This window comes from Streptomyces sp. Wb2n-11 (genome assembly GCF_001049855.1).
In the GTDB taxonomy this organism is placed as follows: Bacteria; Actinomycetota; Actinomycetes; order Streptomycetales; family Streptomycetaceae; genus Streptomyces; species Streptomyces altiplanensis.
Genome location: NZ_CVPB01000001.1, coordinates 4585770 through 4604232, shown reverse-complemented (window position 1 = coordinate 4604232; position 18463 = coordinate 4585770). Strand labels below are relative to the sequence as shown.

General features: G+C 73.8%; 13 protein-coding genes. 6 read left to right on the top strand and 7 right to left on the bottom strand.

The genetic code is table 11. From position 1 onward, the window contains the following. The first annotated feature begins 33 nt into the window (after window positions 1-33). Both BN1555_RS20920 and BN1555_RS20915 read left to right on the top strand, forming a co-directional pair. A complete protein-coding gene (locus BN1555_RS20920; protein ID WP_093800809.1) occupies window positions 34-1392 on the top strand; it encodes a vWA domain-containing protein in 1359 nt (452 codons plus the stop codon). 66 nt (window positions 1393-1458) lie between these two features. Next, complete coding sequence (locus tag BN1555_RS20915) at window positions 1459-2565, top strand: FHA domain-containing protein (RefSeq protein WP_093800808.1); 1107 nt, start codon at window positions 1459-1461, stop codon at window positions 2563-2565. Between the two features lie 45 nt (window positions 2566-2610). On the opposite strand, the gene BN1555_RS20910 is transcribed toward BN1555_RS20915, so the two are convergent. After that, window positions 2611-3579 (bottom strand): methyltransferase domain-containing protein, encoded by a 969-nt coding sequence (locus tag BN1555_RS20910; RefSeq protein WP_093800807.1) that lies wholly within the window; start codon window positions 3577-3579, stop codon window positions 2611-2613. Between the two features lie 109 nt (window positions 3580-3688). Here BN1555_RS20910 and BN1555_RS20905 point away from each other — a divergent pair, with 109 nt between their 5' ends. The 4 genes from BN1555_RS20905 (at window position 3689) to BN1555_RS20890 (ending at window position 11454) form a co-directional block, all read left to right on the top strand. Next, on the top strand, window positions 3689-4093 hold the full coding sequence (locus BN1555_RS20905; protein ID WP_093800806.1) for a globin: 405 nt from the start codon (window positions 3689-3691) through the stop codon (window positions 4091-4093). Window positions 4094-4275: 182 nt separating this feature from the next. Then, window positions 4276-7638, top strand: coding sequence for an FtsX-like permease family protein (locus BN1555_RS20900; protein WP_093800805.1), 3363 nt, complete (start codon window positions 4276-4278; stop codon window positions 7636-7638). Window position 7639: 1 nt separating this feature from the next. Continuing rightward, window positions 7640-10432, top strand: coding sequence for an FtsX-like permease family protein (locus BN1555_RS20895; RefSeq protein WP_093800804.1), 2793 nt, complete (start codon window positions 7640-7642; stop codon window positions 10430-10432). Then, window positions 10429-11454: an ABC transporter ATP-binding protein gene (locus tag BN1555_RS20890; RefSeq protein ID WP_093800803.1), complete on the top strand. Its 1026-nt coding sequence runs from the start codon at window positions 10429-10431 to the stop codon at window positions 11452-11454. Before BN1555_RS20895 ends, BN1555_RS20890 begins: the two co-directional genes overlap by 4 nt. 30 nt (window positions 11455-11484) lie before the next feature. Here the strand turns inward: BN1555_RS20890 and BN1555_RS20885 are convergent, their stop codons facing one another. From BN1555_RS20885 to BN1555_RS20860, 6 genes are all read right to left on the bottom strand, one after another. Then, window positions 11485-12198, bottom strand: a complete 714-nt coding sequence (locus tag BN1555_RS20885; protein WP_093800802.1) for a DUF8010 domain-containing protein — start codon at window positions 12196-12198, stop codon at window positions 11485-11487. After that, window positions 12195-12650, bottom strand: coding sequence for an acyl-CoA thioesterase (locus BN1555_RS20880; protein ID WP_093800801.1), 456 nt, complete (start codon window positions 12648-12650; stop codon window positions 12195-12197). Before BN1555_RS20880 ends, BN1555_RS20885 begins: the two co-directional genes overlap by 4 nt. A 2-nt stretch (window positions 12651-12652) precedes the next feature. Continuing rightward, window positions 12653-14317: an energy-dependent translational throttle protein EttA gene (gene ettA / locus BN1555_RS20875; protein ID WP_093800800.1), complete on the bottom strand. Its 1665-nt coding sequence runs from the start codon at window positions 14315-14317 to the stop codon at window positions 12653-12655. Between the two features lie 161 nt (window positions 14318-14478). Then, on the bottom strand, window positions 14479-15915 hold the full coding sequence (locus BN1555_RS20870) for a Cys-Gln thioester bond-forming surface protein (RefSeq protein WP_176710089.1): 1437 nt from the start codon (window positions 15913-15915) through the stop codon (window positions 14479-14481). 175 nt (window positions 15916-16090) lie between these two features. Continuing rightward, window positions 16091-16552 (bottom strand): single-stranded DNA-binding protein, encoded by a 462-nt coding sequence (locus BN1555_RS20865; protein WP_093800798.1) that lies wholly within the window; start codon window positions 16550-16552, stop codon window positions 16091-16093. Window positions 16553-16638: 86 nt separating this feature from the next. After that, window positions 16639-18459, bottom strand: coding sequence for a YfjP family GTPase (locus tag BN1555_RS20860; RefSeq protein WP_093803535.1), 1821 nt, complete (start codon window positions 18457-18459; stop codon window positions 16639-16641). Window positions 18460-18463 lie beyond the last annotated feature (4 nt).

The following is an 18463-nucleotide window of genomic DNA, read 5'->3' as shown; positions in this document are numbered from 1 at the left end:
TCGTGGAGTCGAGCCCCGAGGAGCCGATTGACCATGGCCAACTTCTCCAAGTCGAACGTGCCCCGGTTCTCCGTCGACGTGTACCAGAACGAGTACCTGCCGGAGGGCGGCCGCGAGGTCAACGCGATCGTCACCGTTACCTCCACCGGGGGCGGCACGAGCGGCGGCACGCTCCTGGCGGGGGCCGGCGCCCCGCCCGCGCGCATACCGGGGCAGGGGCCGGACGCCGCCGTCGTGGTCATGGTCGACTGCTCGGGCTCGATGGAGTACCCGCCGGCCAAGATGCGCAACGCGCGCGAAGCCACGGCAGCCGCCGTCGACACCTTGCGCGACGGCGTCGCCTTCGCGGTGGTCGGCGGCACGCACTTCGCCAAGGAGGTCTACCCGGGCAACGGCCGCCTCGCGACCGCGAGCGAGCTGACCAGGGCCCAGGCCAAGGAGGCCCTGTACGGGCTGAGCGCCGGCGGCGGCACGGCGATCGGCACCTGGCTGCGGCTGGCCGACCGGCTGCTCGGCACGGCCGAAGTCTCCATCAGACACGGCATCCTGCTGACCGACGGGCGCAACGAGCACGAGTCGCCCAAGGACCTGCAGGCCGCGCTCGAAGCCTGTGCGGGCCGCTTCACCTGCGACGCGCGTGGCGTCGGTACGGACTGGGAGGTGAAGGAGGTCACCGGCATCGCCTCGGCGCTGCTCGGCACGGCCGACATCGTCGCCGACCCCGGCGGCCTGGCGGCGGACTTCACGCGGATGATGGAGAACGCGATGGGCAAGGAGGTCGCGGACGTGGCGCTGCGGCTGTGGACGCCCGTCGGCGCGGAGATCAAGTTCGTCAAGCAGGTGGCACCCGCCGTCGAGGACCTGACCGGCCGGCGCGCCGGGGCGGGCCCGCGCGCCGGGGACTACCCGACGGGCTCCTGGGGCGACGAGTCCCGCGACTACCACGTGTGCGTACAGGTGCCGGAGGCCGGGATCGGCCGGGAAATGCTGGCGGCCCGCGTCTCCCTCGTCCTCCCCGGCCCGTCGGGCGGTACGCCGCACACGCTCTCCCAGGGGCTCGTACGGGCGATGTGGACGGACGACATGGCGGCGTCCACCTCCATCGACCCGCAGGTGGCGCACTACACGGGGCAGGCCGAACTGGCACAAGTCATCCAACAGGGGCTGGATGCCCGCAAGTCCGGCAATTTCGACGGGGCGACCGCGAAACTCGGCCGCGCGGTCCAGCTGGCCACCGCTTCGGGCAACGCGGACACCGCAAAACTGCTCTCGAAGGTGGTGGACGTCGTCGACGCGGCGACGGGTACTGTGCGACTCAAAGCGAAGGTCGCAGAGGCGGACGAGATGACCCTGGAAACGCGCTCGACCAAGACAGTCCGCGTCAAGAAGTAACCAAACAGCTGCGTGAAGTAACGATTTGCGGCCTTCGGGCCGAACGAGAGAGGGGGAAGCGCCGACATGCCGACCTGCCCGAACGGACACCAGTCGGGTTCCGACGACTGGTGCGAGGTCTGCGGCCACCGCATGGCCGGCGCCGTGCCGCCGCCTCCTCCGCCCCCGCCGCCCGCTCCCGGTTACGGATACCCGCAGGGCCCCGGTCCCGGCCCCGCGGGCCCCGGCCCCGGTCCCGGTCCCGGTTCGGGGTACGGCTTCCCGCCGCCGGGTCCGGACGCCACCGCCCAGGCGGAGCTCTGCCCGCAGTGCCGCACCCCGCGCGAGGCCATGGCCCCGTTCTGCGAGGAGTGCCGCTGGAACTTCCTGACGAACACGGCGACCTCGTACACACCGGTCGCCCCGCAGAATTCCGGCCCCGCTCCCGGCCCGGGCTCCGGCCTCAACCTGCCGCCCGGGTTCCAGGCGCAGACGCAGCGGCCACCGCAGGCCCCTGATCCGTACGAGTACCAGAGCTCACGGCCGTCGCAGATGAACCGGCCCGCCGAGCCGCTGGCACCCGAGCAGTCCGGCCGCCAGGCCCCGCCGCAGTCCTTCCCGCCGCAGGCCCCTTTCCAGCCGCAGCAGCAGCCGGGTCCACCGCCGCCCCCGCCGTTCCAGCAGCCGCCGGCGCCCCCGCGGCGGGACAGCAACGGGGACGACGACTGGACGCTGCCACCGCCGTCACAGCAGCAGGCACCCCAGCAGCAGCACCAGGCGCCCGCTCCCGCCGGCTGGACGGCGACCGTGGGGCCCGACCGTGAGTACTTCATGGCGATGATGCAGCGCAGCGGCCCCGACGCGGCGGGCCTCAGCCTGCCGGCGTACTCGCCCGAACAGCGCCGCCCGCTCACCGGCAACCAGGTCACCGTCGGCCGCCGCCGCCACAGCACGGGCGAGGCCCCCGACATCGACCTGTCCGTACCGCCGGAGGACCCGGGCGTGTCGCACCAGCACGCGGTCCTGGTCCAGCAGCCCGACGGCTCCTGGGCCGTGGTCGACCAGAACTCGACCAACGGCACCACGGTGAACGGCGCCGAGGACCCGATCCAGCCCTATGTCCCGGTCCCGCTCCAGGACGGCGACCGCGTCCACGTGGGCGCCTGGACGACGATCACGGTCCGCCGGGGCTGAGCGGCTCCGGGGCCGGGGCCTCCGCGCCCCGGTCGCGGACCCCGGTCAGTCCCCGGCCGCCGCCAGCGGCCACGCATACGGCCCCCGCGGGTCGTCCAGCCACGCCCACTCGCCGTGCTCGGTGACCGTGACGCCGAAGCGCTCGCGCCGGGGCCGCTTCTCGCGGTGCCACAGCGTGAGCGCGTCATGCGGGTCCAGGCTGCCCGCGGTGAGGGCGAGCAGGAACCGGAACAGATCGTTCTCCAGCACTCGGCGCGGCAGGCCCCCCAGGTTCCGGGGCGAGGGCCCCGCCGGGCCGCCGCGCAGCGGGACGAAGTACGCGGGGGTGTGCAGGAAGCGCCCCTCCGCGTGCGAGGCGTCCCGGACGTCCAGCGCGATCAGGCCGGTGGCCAGCGGCGCCAGGATCCGCGCCCCGGGCCGGCACTGGGCGAGCCAGGCACGCGGTACGGACGGCAGGGCGCAGGTCGCGATGATCCGGTCGAAGGGAGCGCGGGAAGGGCAGCCGCGCGCCCCGTCGCCGGTGATCACCGCCGGGTGGTACCCGGCCGCGTCCAGGTGCCTGCGCGCCGACTCCGTGATCTCCGGGTCGAGGTCGACCGTGGTCACCCGGTCGTCGCCGAGGCGGTGCGCGAGCAGGGCCGCGTTGTAGCCGGTGCCCGTGCCGATCTCCAGTACGGCGTCCCCGTCCCGTACCTCCAGTTCCTCCAGCATCCCCGCCATCAGCGACGGCTGACTGCTGGAGGAGACCACCTCGCCGTTGCGTATGCGGGTGGCCAGCGGGGTGTCCTGGTAGACACCCTCGAGCCAGCGCGCCCGCCGCGCCGGATCGGGATCCTCGCCCCACAGCCGCCGGTAGCCCGCCGCCCCGCCCGCGAAGTAGTACGGCACGAAGAGGTGGCGCGGGACCTCGGCGAAGGCCGCGCGCCAGGCCGGGTCGTCCAGGGCCCCGGCCGCCGTCATCTCCCGCACCAGTGCCGCGCGGGCCCCGGCGTGCACATCCGCGTCTGCGCCCATACGCCCACTGTCCCGCGGCACGCGTCCGAAGGCGAGTGGCCCGGAACCCCGGACGGGCGGTGGTCCTAGGGCCCGGGTCCTCGGCCGCCCGGTCTGAGACGATGGACGGGTGAACGAGATTCCGCGCGGCACGCTTCAGGAGCAGACTTTTTACGAACAGGTCGGCGGCGAGGAGACTTTCCGGCGCCTGGTCCACCGCTTCTACCAGGGGGTCGCGGAAGATCCCCTGCTGAAGCCGATGTACCCGGAGGAGGACCTGGGCCCCGCCGAGGAGCGGCTCGCGCTCTTCCTGATGCAGTACTGGGGCGGCCCCCGCACGTACAGCGACGAGCGCGGCCACCCGCGCCTGCGGATGCGGCACGCGCCGTTCACCGTCGACAAGGCCGCACACGACGCCTGGCTGAAGCACATGCGGGTGGCCGTCGACGAGCTGGGGCTGTCCGAGGAGCACGAGCGGCAGCTGTGGAACTACCTGACGTACGCCGCCGCTTCGATGCTGAACACCCCCGGCTGACCCGCACATTGCGGTGACCGGCGCCCGGAATCCGGTCACGATCGTGTCAAGACCACCGTGCAAGCGGTTTCCTCCGCCACCCGACTCTGACAGCATCCCCACAGGCCAGTGGTGCGCGAGGCGCCCCGGCGCGGCGGGTCCGGTTCCAGGTCAGGGTTCGGATTCGGGTTCGGGGGGAACGGGTGGCGGGGTTCGTATTTCTGCGCGTGCGCGCGCATCGGCTGCTGCTCGCCGCCGCACTGCTCTGCGTCCTCCTGACCACGGCCGTGCTCGCGACCCTCGCCGCCTTCTCCGCCTCCATCGGTGACGCCGGGCTCCGCCACTCCCTGCGGGCCAGGAACGCCGCGTCGGCAGCACTGCTGATCAAGGCCGAATCGCTGACCGGGCGGGCCGGGGCGGCCGGCGGGGCGGCGGACGAAGCCGTGCTGGCCGGGGCGCGCGAGGCGTTCGACGGGCTGCCGGTGGAGCTGCGCAGGCTCGCCCGCTCCGGACCGTACGCCCTGCCCGCCACCCTCCGGTCGTCCGGCGCGAGCGCGGACGACCCCGACCTCACGCACCTCGCCTCCCTCGACCGCTCGCGGGTACGGCTGACGGCGGGCGCCTGGCCCCGGGAGCAGCCGGGCCCCGTCCACGACGTGGCGCTGCCCGAAGCGGTCGCCGAGGAGCTGAAGGCGCGGCCGGGCGGGAAGGTGTTCCCGCTCACCGACCGGCTCGGCGGCCCGGACCTCAAGGTCCGCGTCACCGGTCTCTACCGGCCCGTCGACCGGACCGATCCGTACTGGCAGCTGGACGAGCAGGGCGGCCGGGGCGTCAGCAAGCTCGCCTTCACGACATACGGCCCGCTGCTCGCCGGCCCCGCGCTCATGGACTCGGGCCGGGTCAGCGCGGGCCAGACCGGTTGGCTGGCAACCGCCGACTTCCGTACCGTCACCACCGACCGGATCGGTCCGCTGCGCGAGGCCGCGAAGGGCGGCCCGGCGCACCTCGACGCGCGGGAACCGCTCAAGGGCAAGGTCTCCGTCCGTACCGCGCTGCCCGAGGTGCTCGACCGGTCGGAGCGCTCGCTCCTGGTCTCGCGTTCGACGCTGCTGATCATCTCGCTCCAGCTGGTGCTGCTCGCCGGTTACGCGCTCCTGCTCGTCGCCCGCCTGCTCAGCGCCGAACGGACCGGCGAGACCGCCCTGTTGCGGGCCCGCGGCGGCTCCCGACGGCGCATCACCGTGCTCGCCGCCGTCGAGGCCGTGCTGCTGGCCGTGCCCGCCGGGCTGTGCGCGCCGCTGCTCGCGGGGCCACTGACCCGGCTGATCGCGGGCCAGGGGTCGCTGTCCCGGATCGGGCTGCGCCTGGACACCGCCCCGACCGGGCAGGTCTGGCTGGTCGGCGCGGCGGTGGCGGTCGGCTGCGCCGCGGCCGTGGTGGCCCCGGCACTGGGCGCGGGCGGCGGGGAAAGCGGCCGTGCCCGTGCGCTGCCCGGCCCGTTGCGGGCGGGCGCGGACCTCGGGCTCGTGGTGATCGCCGGTGTCGCGTACTGGCAGCTCGACCGGCAGACCTCGGGCAGCGGCGCCCTCAGCGGCGACCGCGAGGGCCGGCTCGGCATCGATCCGCTGCTGGTCGCGGCCCCCGCGCTGGCGCTGCTGGCCGGCACGCTGCTCACCCTGCGGCTGCTGCCGCCCGTCGCCCGCCTCGCCGAGCGCCGCGCCGCCCGGGGCAGGGGCCTGTCCGTGGCGCTGGCGGGCTGGCAGCTCAGCCGCCGCCCGATGCGCGGCGCGGGCCCGGTGCTGCTGCTCGTGCTGGCCGTGGCGATGGGCATGCTGGCGATCGGCCAGGGGGCGACCCGGGACCGTTCGCAAGGCGACCAGGCGGACTTCCGAGCGGGTGCGCCGGTACGCGTACTGGGCAGCCGCACCGCGCAGTTGGGGCAGGGCGGGGTGTACGACGGGATGCCGGGCGTGTGCTCGGCGGCACCCGCCACCCGCACCACCCTGGAGCTGTCCGACGGCCGCTCCGCGACCGTCCTCGCCCTGGACACCGCGCTCGCCGCCGAGGGGCTGCGGCTGCGCGAGGACCTGGCCGGCGGCGAGGACCCGGACCGCGTGATCGGCGCCCTGGGGGAGCCCGGGCCGCGCTCCGGCGCGCGCGACGGGCTCCTGCTGCCCGGGGACACCTCCCGGCTCGCCCTCGACGCGACGTTCCGCTCGACGGGCCCGGCCCCCGGCGACGGCCCGGGGCCGACCCTGCGGCTCACGCTGGAGGACCGCTACGGCGTGCCGTACCAGCTGTCGGCGGGACAACTGCGGCCCGATGGCCGTCCGCACACCTACAGCGTGGACATCGCCGGCGCGGCGGACGCCCCCGAAGGGAAGCCGGCCGGCCCGCTGGCGCTCACCGCGATCGACCTCGACCAGGAGCTGCTGGACGTCACCGGTTCCCGCGAGCGGCTGACCGTCGGCGCCGTACGGTCCCTCGGCGCGGACGGTGCCTCCCGTGAGGTGCCGCTGCCCGAGGGGCTGAAGTGGCACGCCAAGGCGTCCATCGGCTCGACGAGCCGCGCGGCCGTCGACGTCATGCCGGGCGTCGGACGGCTGGTCTCCTCCGCGGCCGAACCGCTGGATCTCACGTACACCACGGGCAGGCCGAAGAACCCCGGCGGCCCGTTCGCCGACCCGCAGGCCGTCAACGTCCGGATCACCACCGGCGCCGGCGCCGGCGCCGCGAAGCCGCCACCGCCCGCCGCCGTCGTGACCGACCGGTTTCTGGCCTCCAGCGGCGCCGAGGCCGGTTCCCTCCTGGAGATCCCGCTGGCGGGCGAGTCCGTGAAGGTGAGGATCGCCGCGGTCGTACGGGAGCTGCCGACCACGGGGCCGAGCACCCGTACCCTCGCGCAGGCCAAGGACCCCAGGACCGAGGGCGGCGCGGTCCTGCTCGACCTGCGCGCCGTCAACCGGGTGCTCGCCGCGCTGCCCGACGCCTCGCTCCCGCCCACCGAATGGTGGCTGTTCACCGAACCCGGCGCGTCCGGCGACGTGGCGTCCGCGCTGCGCGAGCGGCGCGACCTGGACCCCGCGCAGGTCCAGGTGCGCGAGGAGATCGCCCGGGAGCTGCACGACGACCCGCTGGGCGCGGGTCCGCAGGCGGCGCTGCTCGCGGCCGCCGTCGTCGCGGCGGCGCTGGCCGCCGTCGGGTTCTCGGTCAGCGTGGCGGGGTCGCTGCGGGAACGTTCCGCCGAGTTCGCCGTACTGCGCGCCCTGGGCACGCCCCGGCGCCGGCTCGCGCGCCTGCACGCCGCCGAGCAGGGCCTGCTGATCGGCCTGGCGCTGCTCGTCGGTCTGGCCCTGGGCACCGTGCTGACGCGCGCCGTGATCCCGCTCATCGTGCTCACCGAGCAGGCCGCCCAGCCCGTCCCGCACGTCCTGGTCGAGCTGCCCGCGGGGCAGGTGGCGGCGCTGCTGGCCGGCGTGGCCGCCGTACCCCTGCTGATCGTGGCGGCGCTCGCGCTGCGCCGCGGCGATCCGGCGACCGCGCTGCGCACCCGAGGAGGCAACTGACATGGGCGGCATCGGCAAGGGCGGCACGGGGGACGTGGGCGGCACGGGCGGCGCCGGGAAGAAGGCCGCCGCCCCCTGGGTCCGCACCCGGCTGCGTGCCGCGCCCGGTCCGGCGATCGCGCTCACGCTGCTCGTACTGCTCACCTCGGCCCTCGCCGCGGCGTTCCCGCGCGCGGTCGACACCTACGAGGACCGGGGCCTGCGCCACGCGGTCACCGAAGCGTCGGCCGGCCAGAGCGTCGTCGAGCTGACCAGCGACCTGTCGGACCCCTCGGTCGATCCGGCGCGGCGCGACGAGTACGCCCGGCCCGCGCTCATGGCCGAGCAGTACCGCAGGGCGACGGCGCTGCTCCCGGACGGGCTGCGGGCCGATGCGCGGCAGTCGGCGTACGGCGTGCACACCATCGAGCCGTTCGTCGCGGACGACCCCTGGCTGCCCCGCCCGGACGGCCTGCCGCCCATGTTCTCGCTGAGCACCCAGTCGGCGCTGCCCGAGCACTCCCGGCTGCGGGAGGGGCGGCTGCCCCGGACCGAGGCCGGCGCGGTCACCTGGCGGACGCGCGCGGTGGAGGCGGCGGTCACCGCCGCGACCGCCGAGGCGCTGAAGCTCGAGGTCGGCTCGACGGTCCACATCGACTCGCCCGTGCAGAGCGAGGACCTCGCGGTGACCGTCACCGGAATCGTCGAACCGCACCTGCCCGAACTGAGCTACTGGTCCGTCGAACCGCTGCTGCGCACCCCCGGCCTGAAGATGAAGCCCGGCGGGGGCGACCCGGAGCGGTACTGGGTCGCGGCGCTGCTGCTGGCCCCCGACGCCGGTCCCGCGGTCTTCGGCGTCGACCCGAGACCCGAGCTGTACTGGCGCTTCGCCCCCCGGGCCGACGGGTTGACGGCCGGTGGGCTGCCCACGCTCAGAACCCGTATCGCCTCCCTCGAACACGGGCCGGACCTGGCCCGGATGAGCGCCGAGGCCGTACCCGGCGTGAGGGTCGACTCCCGGCTCGACGACATCCTCGCCTCCTTCTCCGGCACCCTCGGCGCCATCGGCTCCGTCGTCGCCGTGGCGGCGTTCGGTGTCGGTACCGTCGCGTCCGTGGTGCTGCTGATGGCCGGTGGCCTGGCCGCCGCGCGCCGCGCCGCCGAGCTCGGCCTGCTGCGCTCACGCGGCGGCTCCCTGCGCGGCATCGCCGGCCGGCTGTTCGCCGAGACCGCCGTCCTGGCCGTGCCCGCGGCCGCCGCGGGCTGGGCGTCGGCCGTGCTGCTGCTCCCGGAAGGCCGCGCGCTGCCGGCCGCACTGGCCTCCGGCGCCGTCGCCCTGATCGCCTGCTGCGCACTGCCGCTGCGCGCCGTGTACGTCCACCGCGGGCCCCGGGCGCACGGCGGACGCGACGACCTGGTCCACGCGAGGCCCTCCAGGCGGCGTACGGTCGCCGAACTCACCCTGCTGGTCCTCGCCGCCGGAGCGGTCGCCGCGCTGCGCCGCCGGGGCACGGGCACGGGCCGGGTCGACGAACTGGTCAGCGCGGCCCCGGTGCTGGTCGCGGTCATCGCGGCGCTCGTGCTCGTACGCCTCTACCCGCTGCCCCTGCGGCTCGCGGTCCGGGCCGTGGCACGGCGGCGCGGTGCCATCGGCTTCCTGTCGCTGGCCCGCGCGGGCCGCTCCCCCGCCACCGCCGCGCTGCCGCTGCTCGCCCTGCTGACCGCGCTGACCACGGCGGCCTTCGGCGGCTCCGTACTCGCCGGGATCGCGGACGCGCGGGAGCGGGTGTCGACGCTGGCGGTCGGCGCGGACGTGCGGATCGCGGGGCTGAAGGCCCTGCCGCCGCCGCTGGCGGACGCGGTGCGCGAGGTGGACGGCGTGCGCGAGGTGACACCCGTGCTCATCGACTACGACCTGGACCTGCACGACCGCAAAGGCTCGGTGTCGATGGTGGCCGTGGAACCCGAGTCGTACGCCCGGCTGGCCCGCCACACGGGCCTGGGCGCTTTCCCCGCCGAGATCCTGAAGGGGCCCGGCTCCTCCTCCACCGGCCCGGTCCGGGCCGTCGCGTCCCCGTCCGTCGCCGCGCGGCTCGGTCCCGGTACGACGCGGCTCTCGTCCCTGGCCGGACAGTTCGACGTACGGGTCGCGGCCCGGCGCCCCACCACACCCGCGCTGCCCGGTGAAGGCTTCCTGCTCGTCAACGCCGCCGACCTGGACCGTCCGCAGCCGAACACGCTGCTGGTCACGGGCGACGGCATGGACACGGCGGCCGTGTCGGCGGCGGTACGGGGCGCGGGCAAGGACGTCGTGGCCCGGTTCCGTTCCGAGGAGCGGGCCGCGCTCGCCGACTCACCGGTCCAGGCGGGCGCCGGCCGCGTCTACACGGCGGCCGTGGTGGCGGGCGCCGGGTACGCGGTGCTGGCCGTACTGCTCTCCCTGCTCCGGACCGCCCCCGAACGCCGGGCGCTCCTCGCCCGGCTGCGCACCATGGGTCTCACCCGCGCCCAGGGCAGGCGCCTGCTCGTCCTCGAATCCCTGCCGCAGGCGCTGCCGGCGGCGTTCGGCGGGGCGCTGGTGGGCTGGGCGGCGATCCGGCTGCTGGGTCCGGGGATCGGCCTGGCGGAGCTGGCGGTGGCGGTGCCGCAGCGGCTGGACGTGCTCGGCGCCGTACCCCTGCGTACGGATCCGTGGTCGTTGCTGCTGCCCGCGCTGGGCGTGGTGGCGATCGCGGCCGCGGTCGCGGTGGCGCAGGCGTGGTGGACGACGCGGCTCAGGACGACGACAGAACTCAGGGCAGGAGACGCACGATGACGACCGGGACCTCCCCCGCTTCCCCCACTTCCCCCACTTCCCCCGCTTCTCCGGCCTCCCCGGCCTCCCCGGCCTCCCTGGCAGAGCTCGAACAGCGGGCGGCGGCCCGCCGCGGCCGTCCGGCGTACGGTCACGACGCGCTGATCTCCTGCGACCGCCTGGTGCGCATCTTCACGACGGACGGGGTGGAGGTCCAGGCACTCCAGGGTCTGGACCTCCTGGTCGAGGAGGGCGAGCTGATGGCCCTGGTGGGCGCGTCGGGCAGCGGCAAGTCAACCCTGATGAACATCCTGGCGGGCCTCGACGAGCCGACGGCGGGCGCGGCGAAGGTGGCGGGGTGCGACCTGCTGACGATGGGCGCGAAGGAACGGCTGCGCTACCGGCGGGACGTGGTGGGTTTTGTCTGGCAGCAGACGGCCCGCAACCTTCTCCCCTACCTGACGGCGGCGCAGAACGTGGCGCTGCCGATGCAGCTGCGCGGCCGGGACCAGGGTCGGGGTCGGGGTCGCGACCGTACGGCACGCGCCGACGCGCTCCTCACGATGCTGAGGATCGCCCACTGCCGCGACCGCCGGCCGCACCAGATGTCCGGCGGCGAGCAGCAGCGCGTGGCGATCGCGGTGGCCCTCGCCAACAGCCCCTCGGTCCTCCTGGCCGACGAGCCGACCGGCGAACTGGACTCGTCGACCGCGGAGCAGATCTTCGAGGCGTTCCGCACGGCGAACGAGGAACTCGGCACGACCATCGTGATCGTCACGCACGACCAGCAGGTGGCGGGCGAGGTCCGCCGCACGGTGGCCATCCGCGACGGCCGCACGTCGTCCGAGGTCCTGCGCCGCACGGAGGTCGACGCGACGACGGGCCAGGAGTCGGTGGTGGCGAGGGAGTACGCGATGCTGGACCGGGCGGGCCGCCTGCAGCTCCCCGCCGAGTACATCCAGGCCCTGGGCATGGAACACCGGGTCATGCTGGAACTGGAGCAGGACCACATAGAGATCCACCCCGACAGCACCCCCCGCTGAACCGGCCGGGGGAAACCGCCCCGGCCGCACCTACACCGGGGCCACCGAAAGCACTCCGAGCCCCGCCCGTCGCACCACGATCGACCCGTACGGCGTACGCAGCCGGAGCCAGCCCCCCGCGGCCAGCAGCGCCACCGCGCCCGAAGCCGCACCCGGGGTCGCGTCCGCGCCCGCCGGTCCGGCCCGCAGGAACCCCAGCGACTGCGCCGCGTGCACCGCCCGCAGCGGCAACTCCGTGTCGCCCAGCGTCCGCGACCAGATCTCCCTGCCGATACGGTCCCGCGCGGCCCGCGTCCGTTCCGTCGGCGCCAGCGCCTCGTCCCGCGCCCGGAACTCCGCGACCGCCGCCGCGAGCGCCGCACGCATCGCCTCGGGCTCCGGGAGCCCCGGAACCTGCCGCCAGCCGCCACGCGGCGGCAGCACACCGGCCCACGGCGGCCCCGTGACCGCGCCGGGCACCGCCACGGCCCCCGTGGACTCCTCGATGCCTTCGAGGAGTTCCCCGGCGGACACGGTGACGTCCAGCTCGTCCACGTCCGGGCCCGCGCCGACGCCCGCGAGCCGCGAAGTCCGCACGGCCAGCACCTCGAACGCCGGCGGCCGTCCGAAGACGGCCACCGCCCCGTCGCCCACCTGAAGACGGACCGCCGCGGCCCGGTCGTAACGGATCAGCCGCCCGAGGAACGCGGCGAGATCCGCCGCCTCCCCCGCGTCGGCGAGCGCCAGCCGCCCGAGCGCCGTCATGCGGCGACAGCCCCCCGCTGGCCGCCGCGGTCGCGGTCCTCGTCCAGGTACTCCTGGAGGAACGCCTTCTCCTCGGCCGAGATCCGCCGTGGCCGCGCCGCTTCGAGGTCGTACGGCACGACGACGGTCGAGGCCCGGACGTACACCCGCTCGGAGCCTTCGGCGTCCTTCACCTCGTACGCGATCGTCAGCGACGCCGCGCCGATCTTCGTCACCCACGACTCGATGATCACCGGCTCGTGCCGGTGGACCAGCGGCAGCTTGTAGTCGATCTCGTGCCGGGCCACGACGGACCCGCCGGCGAACGACGGCGAGCCGTCCCCCGGCGCCAGCCGGAACATGAAGTCGATCCGCGCTTCCTCCAGGTAACGGAGGAAGACGACGTTGTTGACGTGCCCGAAGGCGTCCATGTCCGACCAGCGCAGGGGACAGCGGTAAATATGGCGGGACAAGATCAGCCTCGCGTCAGCTTCTTGTACGTCGCGCGGTGCGGCCGCGCCGCGTCCGCGCCGAGGCGCTCGACCTTGTTCTTCTCGTACGACTCGAAGTTGCCCTCGAACCAGTACCACTTGGAGTCGCCCTCGTACGCGAGGATGTGCGTCGCGACCCGGTCCAGGAACCAGCGGTCGTGGGAGATCACCACGGCCGCGCCCGGGAACTCCAGCAGCGCGTTCTCCAGCGAGGACAGGGTCTCGACGTCCAGGTCGTTCGTCGGCTCGTCGAGGAGCAGCAGGTTGCCGCCCTCCTTGAGCGTCAGCGCCAGGTTGAGGCGGTTGCGCTCACCACCGGACAGGACACCGGCCGGCTTCTGCTGGTCCGGGCCCTTGAAGCCGAACGCGGAGACGTAGGCCCGCGAGGGCATCTCGACCTGGCCGACGTTGATGTAGTCCAGCTCGTCCGAAACGACCGCCCACAGCGACTTCTTCGGGTCGATGTTGGAGCGGTTCTGGTCGACGTACGAGATCTTGACGGTCTCGCCGACCCGGATCGCGCCGGAGTCCGGCTTCTCCAGGCCCTGGATCATCTTGAACAACGTGGTCTTGCCGGCGCCGTTCGGTCCGATGACGCCCACGATGCCGTTGCGCGGCAGCGTGAAGGACAGGTCGTCGATCAGGACCTTGTCGCCGAAGGCCTTCGACAGCTTCTCGACCTCGACGACGATCGAGCCCAGACGCGGGCCCGGCGGGATCTGGATCTCCTCGAAGTCCAGCTTCCGCATCTTGTCCGCCTCGGCGGCCATCTCCTCGTACCGGGCGAGACGCGCCTTCGACTTGGTCTGGCGACCCTTGGCGTTGGAGCGGACCCACTCCAGCTCTTCCTTGAGCCGCTTGGCGCGCTTCTCGTCCTTGCGGCCCTCGACCTTGAGGCGGGCCGCCTTCTTGTCGAGGTACGTGGAGTAGTTGCCCTCGTAGGGGATCGCGCGGCCGCGGTCGAGCTCGAGGATCCACTCGGCGACGTTGTTCAGGAAGTACCGGTCGTGGGTGACGGCGACAACGGCGCCCGCGTACTTCGAGAGGTGCTGCTCCAGCCAGTTCACCGACTCGGCGTCGAGGTGGTTGGTGGGCTCGTCGAGGAGGAGCAGGTCGGGCGCCTCGATCAGCAGCTTGCAGAGCGCGACACGGCGCTTCTCGCCACCGGAGAGGTTGTCGACCGGCCAGTCGCCGGGCGGGCAGCCCAGCGCGTCCATGGCCTGCTCCAGCTGGGCGTCGAGGTCCCAGGCGTTGGCGTGGTCGAGGTCCTCCTGGAGCTTGCCCATCTCTTCGAGCAGCTCGTCGGAGTAGTCGGTGGCCATGAGCTCGGCGACCTCGTTGAAGCGCTTGAGCTTGCCCATGATCTCGGCGGCGCCGTCCTGGACGTTCTCCAGGACGGTCTTGGACTCGTCGAGCTTCGGCTCCTGCATGAGGATGCCGACGCTGAAACCGGGCGACAGGAAGGCGTCACCGTTGGAGGGCTGCTCCAGGCCCGCCATGATCTTCAGCACCGTGGACTTACCGGCACCGTTGGGCCCCACCACACCGATCTTCGCGCCCGGCAGGAAGCTCAGCGTGACGTCGTCAAGGATCACCTTGTCGCCGTGCGCCTTGCGCGTCTTGCGCATCGTGTAGATGTACTCAGCCAAGAGAAACCGTCCGGCAATCGATGTGTGGGCAGATACACCCCATCTTGCCTGACGTCCACCCCGGGACGGAAACGGGTATGCCGACGGCCCCGGTACGCCGACGCGTACCGGGGCCGCGGTGACCGCCCGGCGACCGTGCGTCGCCGTGTCTGCTTCTGTCTTCACTCCTCGCCCGGGCCCGGTGCGGGCTCCTTCTTGCGGACGAAGAAGACCGCGGCGCCGCCGAGGACGACGAAGACGGCCGCGATGCCCAGGATCATCGGTGTGGCGTTGGAGCTGCCGGTCTCGGCGAGGTCCGGGCCGTCGTGGACGACGGGGGCGTCACCGGCGGTGGCGGGGCTGGGCTGGTTCCGGGGCTCCTCCATGGTGCCGACGCCCGTGGCGGCGGAGGTCTTGCAGTCGAGGATGCCCTTGAAGTTCTTCTTCAGGCCGCCGGGGCCCTTGATCGTGAAGTCGTACGCCTGGTCCTCCTGGACCGGGACGGTGACGGTCTGCGACCGGCCGGCCGCGACGGTGTGCTCGAAGCCCATGAGCTCGAAGCTGAACGGCTCGTCGCCCTTGTTGGTGGCGGTGATGTCCACACCGCCCTTCGCGCAGTTCTTCCTGGCGGAGAGCGCCGGAACGGCTCCCTCCTTCGCCCAGGCGGCGGTGGCGCCGGCGGAGACGGTGGACTCGCTGGAACCGGCCAGGATCTGGGTCTGGCTCTGCGTGACACCGGCGAAGGCCCGGCCGACCGGCACCGAGGTGGTGGCCTGCACGGTCAGTCCGGACGAGCCGTCGGCCGCGGCGGCGGGGACGTCGAAGTACAGCTCGCTGCCGTCGTCGGCGGCGGTGACGGGCTCGCCGTCCTTGCCGACGACCTTGATGCCGCTGGCGGCGGCGTCGGCGGGCGGGGCCACGGTGACGCGGTCCGCGTTGGTGCGGACGGTGACCGGGCCGAGCTTCTCGCCGGCCCTGCCGGAGACCGCACTCGGCTCCAGGGTCAGGGACGGCCCGGGCTCGGCGGCGTCGCGCGCGTTCTTCTCGAGGTAGTCGGCGAGCTTCTCCGCCTTCGCGTCGAGCGCGTCGACCTTGACGTGGTCGGAGTACCGCCAGATCGCGACCTGCGTGCCGGCCGCGGCCGTCTGCTCGGTGAGCGAGTCGACCCCGGCCCGCTCGGCCAGCGCGCTCAGATCGTCGACCTGCGGGTAGGAGTGCTCCAGGATCCAGCGGATCTTGCCGGCGTCGCCGTTCGTGCCGAGCGACGTCTGGTCCCAGGAGGTCTCCAGGTACTTCGCCTGCTCCTGCGTCGGGCGGTGGACGTCGATGCAGTACGTCTTGAGGGTGCCGCCGCCGTCGACGGTCATCTCGAACAGGCCGGCGGGGATCCGCTGGTCGCCGCCGGCCGTGTGGATGACGGCCCTGTCATAGGTCTTCAGCCCGTCGAGCGTGGCTGCCGCGCCGCCCTGGTGCTGCGGCGCCTCCTCCGCGGCGGCGGGGCCCGCGGCGGCTATCGCCCCCGCGGTGAGGAGGCCCGAAGCCACGGCCGCGGCGACGAGACGGGCGGAGCCCCGTCTCCGTACGGAGAACGCGGGATACGCGGAGAACGCAGAAAACACAGAGAGCGAAGCAAACACAGAATTCCCCTTCGGGCGAGGCTCTCTCGCGTGACGCGAGTGTGGGGAAGGCCTCGCCGGCAGACTCAAGTGCCCCGTGAGTATCCAGAAATCCTAGGTACGCGTGGAACGACAGCGCCCTGTCAAGCCGTCAGACAGTCATTCCGAATCGGAATCGTTATCGCCCCTCGCTTCCCTGAACCGACGCTGTCGACAAATCACCGTACGAATCGGCCGAGTTGTGGTCTTCCGTCACCGAACGCCGTGTCAGGGAGGGATCTCCCTTCACCACCCGCCTGAACGCGGATGTCCCGCGCGTCATGTCGTGTCCCACCGCCAGCGCCTCGATGTCCGCGGAAAATCTGCGCTGCCCGCCCTTCTCCTCGTCCCGGATCCTCAACCGCCCGTGCACGAGCAGTGGTTCGCCGATGGAGAGCGAACCCGCCAGGTTCACCGCCAGCGTTCTCCGCGCCCATACCGTGTAGAAGCTGGAGTGCCCGTCCGCCCAGCTCTCCTTCTGGCGGTCCCAGTACCGCGCCGTCACCGCGAACCGGAAGCGGGCCACGCCGCCCGCCGCCGAATCCCGGTAGTCCACGCCGGTCGCGGCGTTGCCCACCAGCGTCACCCAGGTGTCGCTCATCCCAGCACCCCTCCGCCCCCGGCCGTTCGGCCGGCCGGCCGGTCCCATGCTGGACCGGGCGCGGCGGGCCCGCCGGAGCCTGTGGACTACCGGCCGGTTGTGGACACTCCCGTCACCGCCACGTACTGCTCCCGCACCTCCCGGTACCGCAGCAGCTCCGCCGACACCGGATCCAGTACGCGCGCCCGGCCGCATCCGGCGGCCGCCTCCCGCAGCCGGCGTTCGGCGTCCTGCCCGTACCGCCGCGCGGGCCCCTTGGCCGCAGCCGAGCACGCCCACTCCACCAGCGGGCCGCCGATGATCCCGGTGAGCATCACCAGTACGGGCGGCAGCAGGTCCGGGTCCAGTACGCCCACGATCTGGCCCACCAGCCACAGCCCGCCGAAGACCTGGAGCAGTGTCATCGAGGCCTGGGCCAGCACCGCCGCAGGCCACCACGCGGGCCTCGGGGGCCTGCCCAGGGGCACTCCGGCCCGTACCGCCAGTACGTCCAGCTCCTCCGGAAGCCTGGCGGCGCCGCGCACCGCGGCCTCCCGCACCGCCTGCGCCCAGGGAGTGGGCAGCCCGGCGGCAGCCTCGTCCGCCACCACGCGCACGGCCTGCTCCACGCGCTGCCTGGCGGTGATCTCCCCCTCGTCCTCGGTCCGCCTGTCCACCGGCTCGATCCCGGCCCCCGGCGTACGGCTCTCCTCGTACAGGCGCCACAGTCTCAGCCAGGGGTTCCCGCACGCCTTCCCCGCGTTCCTGCGCCACTCGCGCTCCGCCGCCTCGCCCACCGCCGTCGCGCCCATCGCCTCCGCCAACCGGTCGGTGAACTCGGCCCGGGCCCGCTCGTCGAGCTCGGGCCGCCGCCCGTCGGCGACGTAGACCGGACGCAGCCGGACCGCAGTGCCGTCCACGTCGGCGGACAGCCGGCGCGCGGCGGCGCCGCGCTCCTGCACGAACTGGCCGAGCATCTCGCGCAGTTCGCCGACGCCCTCCCCGGTCATCGCGGACAGGGCCAGCACCGTGGCACCGGGTTCGCCGTGTTCGCCGAGCGCCATGCCGTCCTCGTCGAGCAGCCTGCGCAGGTCGTCGAGGACCAGGTCGGCGGCGTCGCCCGGCAGCCGGTCCACCTGGTTGAGCACCACGAAGGTGACCTCCGCGTGTCCGGCGAGCGGCCGCAGATAGCGCTCGTGCAGTACGGCGTCGGCGTACTTCTCCGGGTCGACGACCCAGATCACCGCGTCGACGAGTGTGAGCACCCGGTCCACCTGGTCCCGGTGGGCGGTGACGGCCGAGTCGTGGTCGGGCAGGTCGATGAGCACGAGCCCGCCCAACGCCTCGTCGCGCAGGCCGCCGTGCAGCGGCCTGCGGCGCAGCCGCCCGGGGATGCCGATCCGGTCCAGCAGCCCGGCGGCGCCGTCGGTCCAGCTGCAGGCGATGGGCGCGGACGTGGTCGGCCTGCGAAGTCCCGTGTCGGAGATCTGAGCGCCCGCGAGGGCGTTGAAGAGCATCGATTTGCCGCTGCCGGTGGCGCCCGCGACGGCGACGACGGTGTGCCGGGCGGAGAGCCGCTGGCGGGTGGCGGCCTCGTCGAGCACGCGACCGGCCTCGGCGAGCGTGGCCGCGTCGATGCGGGTGCGGGAGAGCCCGACCAGCTCGCGCAGGGCGTCGAGGCGTCCGCGCAGCCCGCCGCCGTAGGCGTCGTCGTAGGCGCCACCGCGCGGCAGGCCGTCGTACTCGTCGGGCTCCTGCGGCTCTTGGGGCTCCTGCGTCTCTTCGGACCGGGGGTGCGCGGACGGCTTGCCCTTCGCCGCGCGCGCGGCGGCGCGCCGGGCGATCAGCCCGTCGTCCCACCGCCCCTCGCCGCGGCGGGGCCTGTGTCCCTCAGTGGTGTCGTCCGTGTCATCAGTCACAGCAGTCACGTTT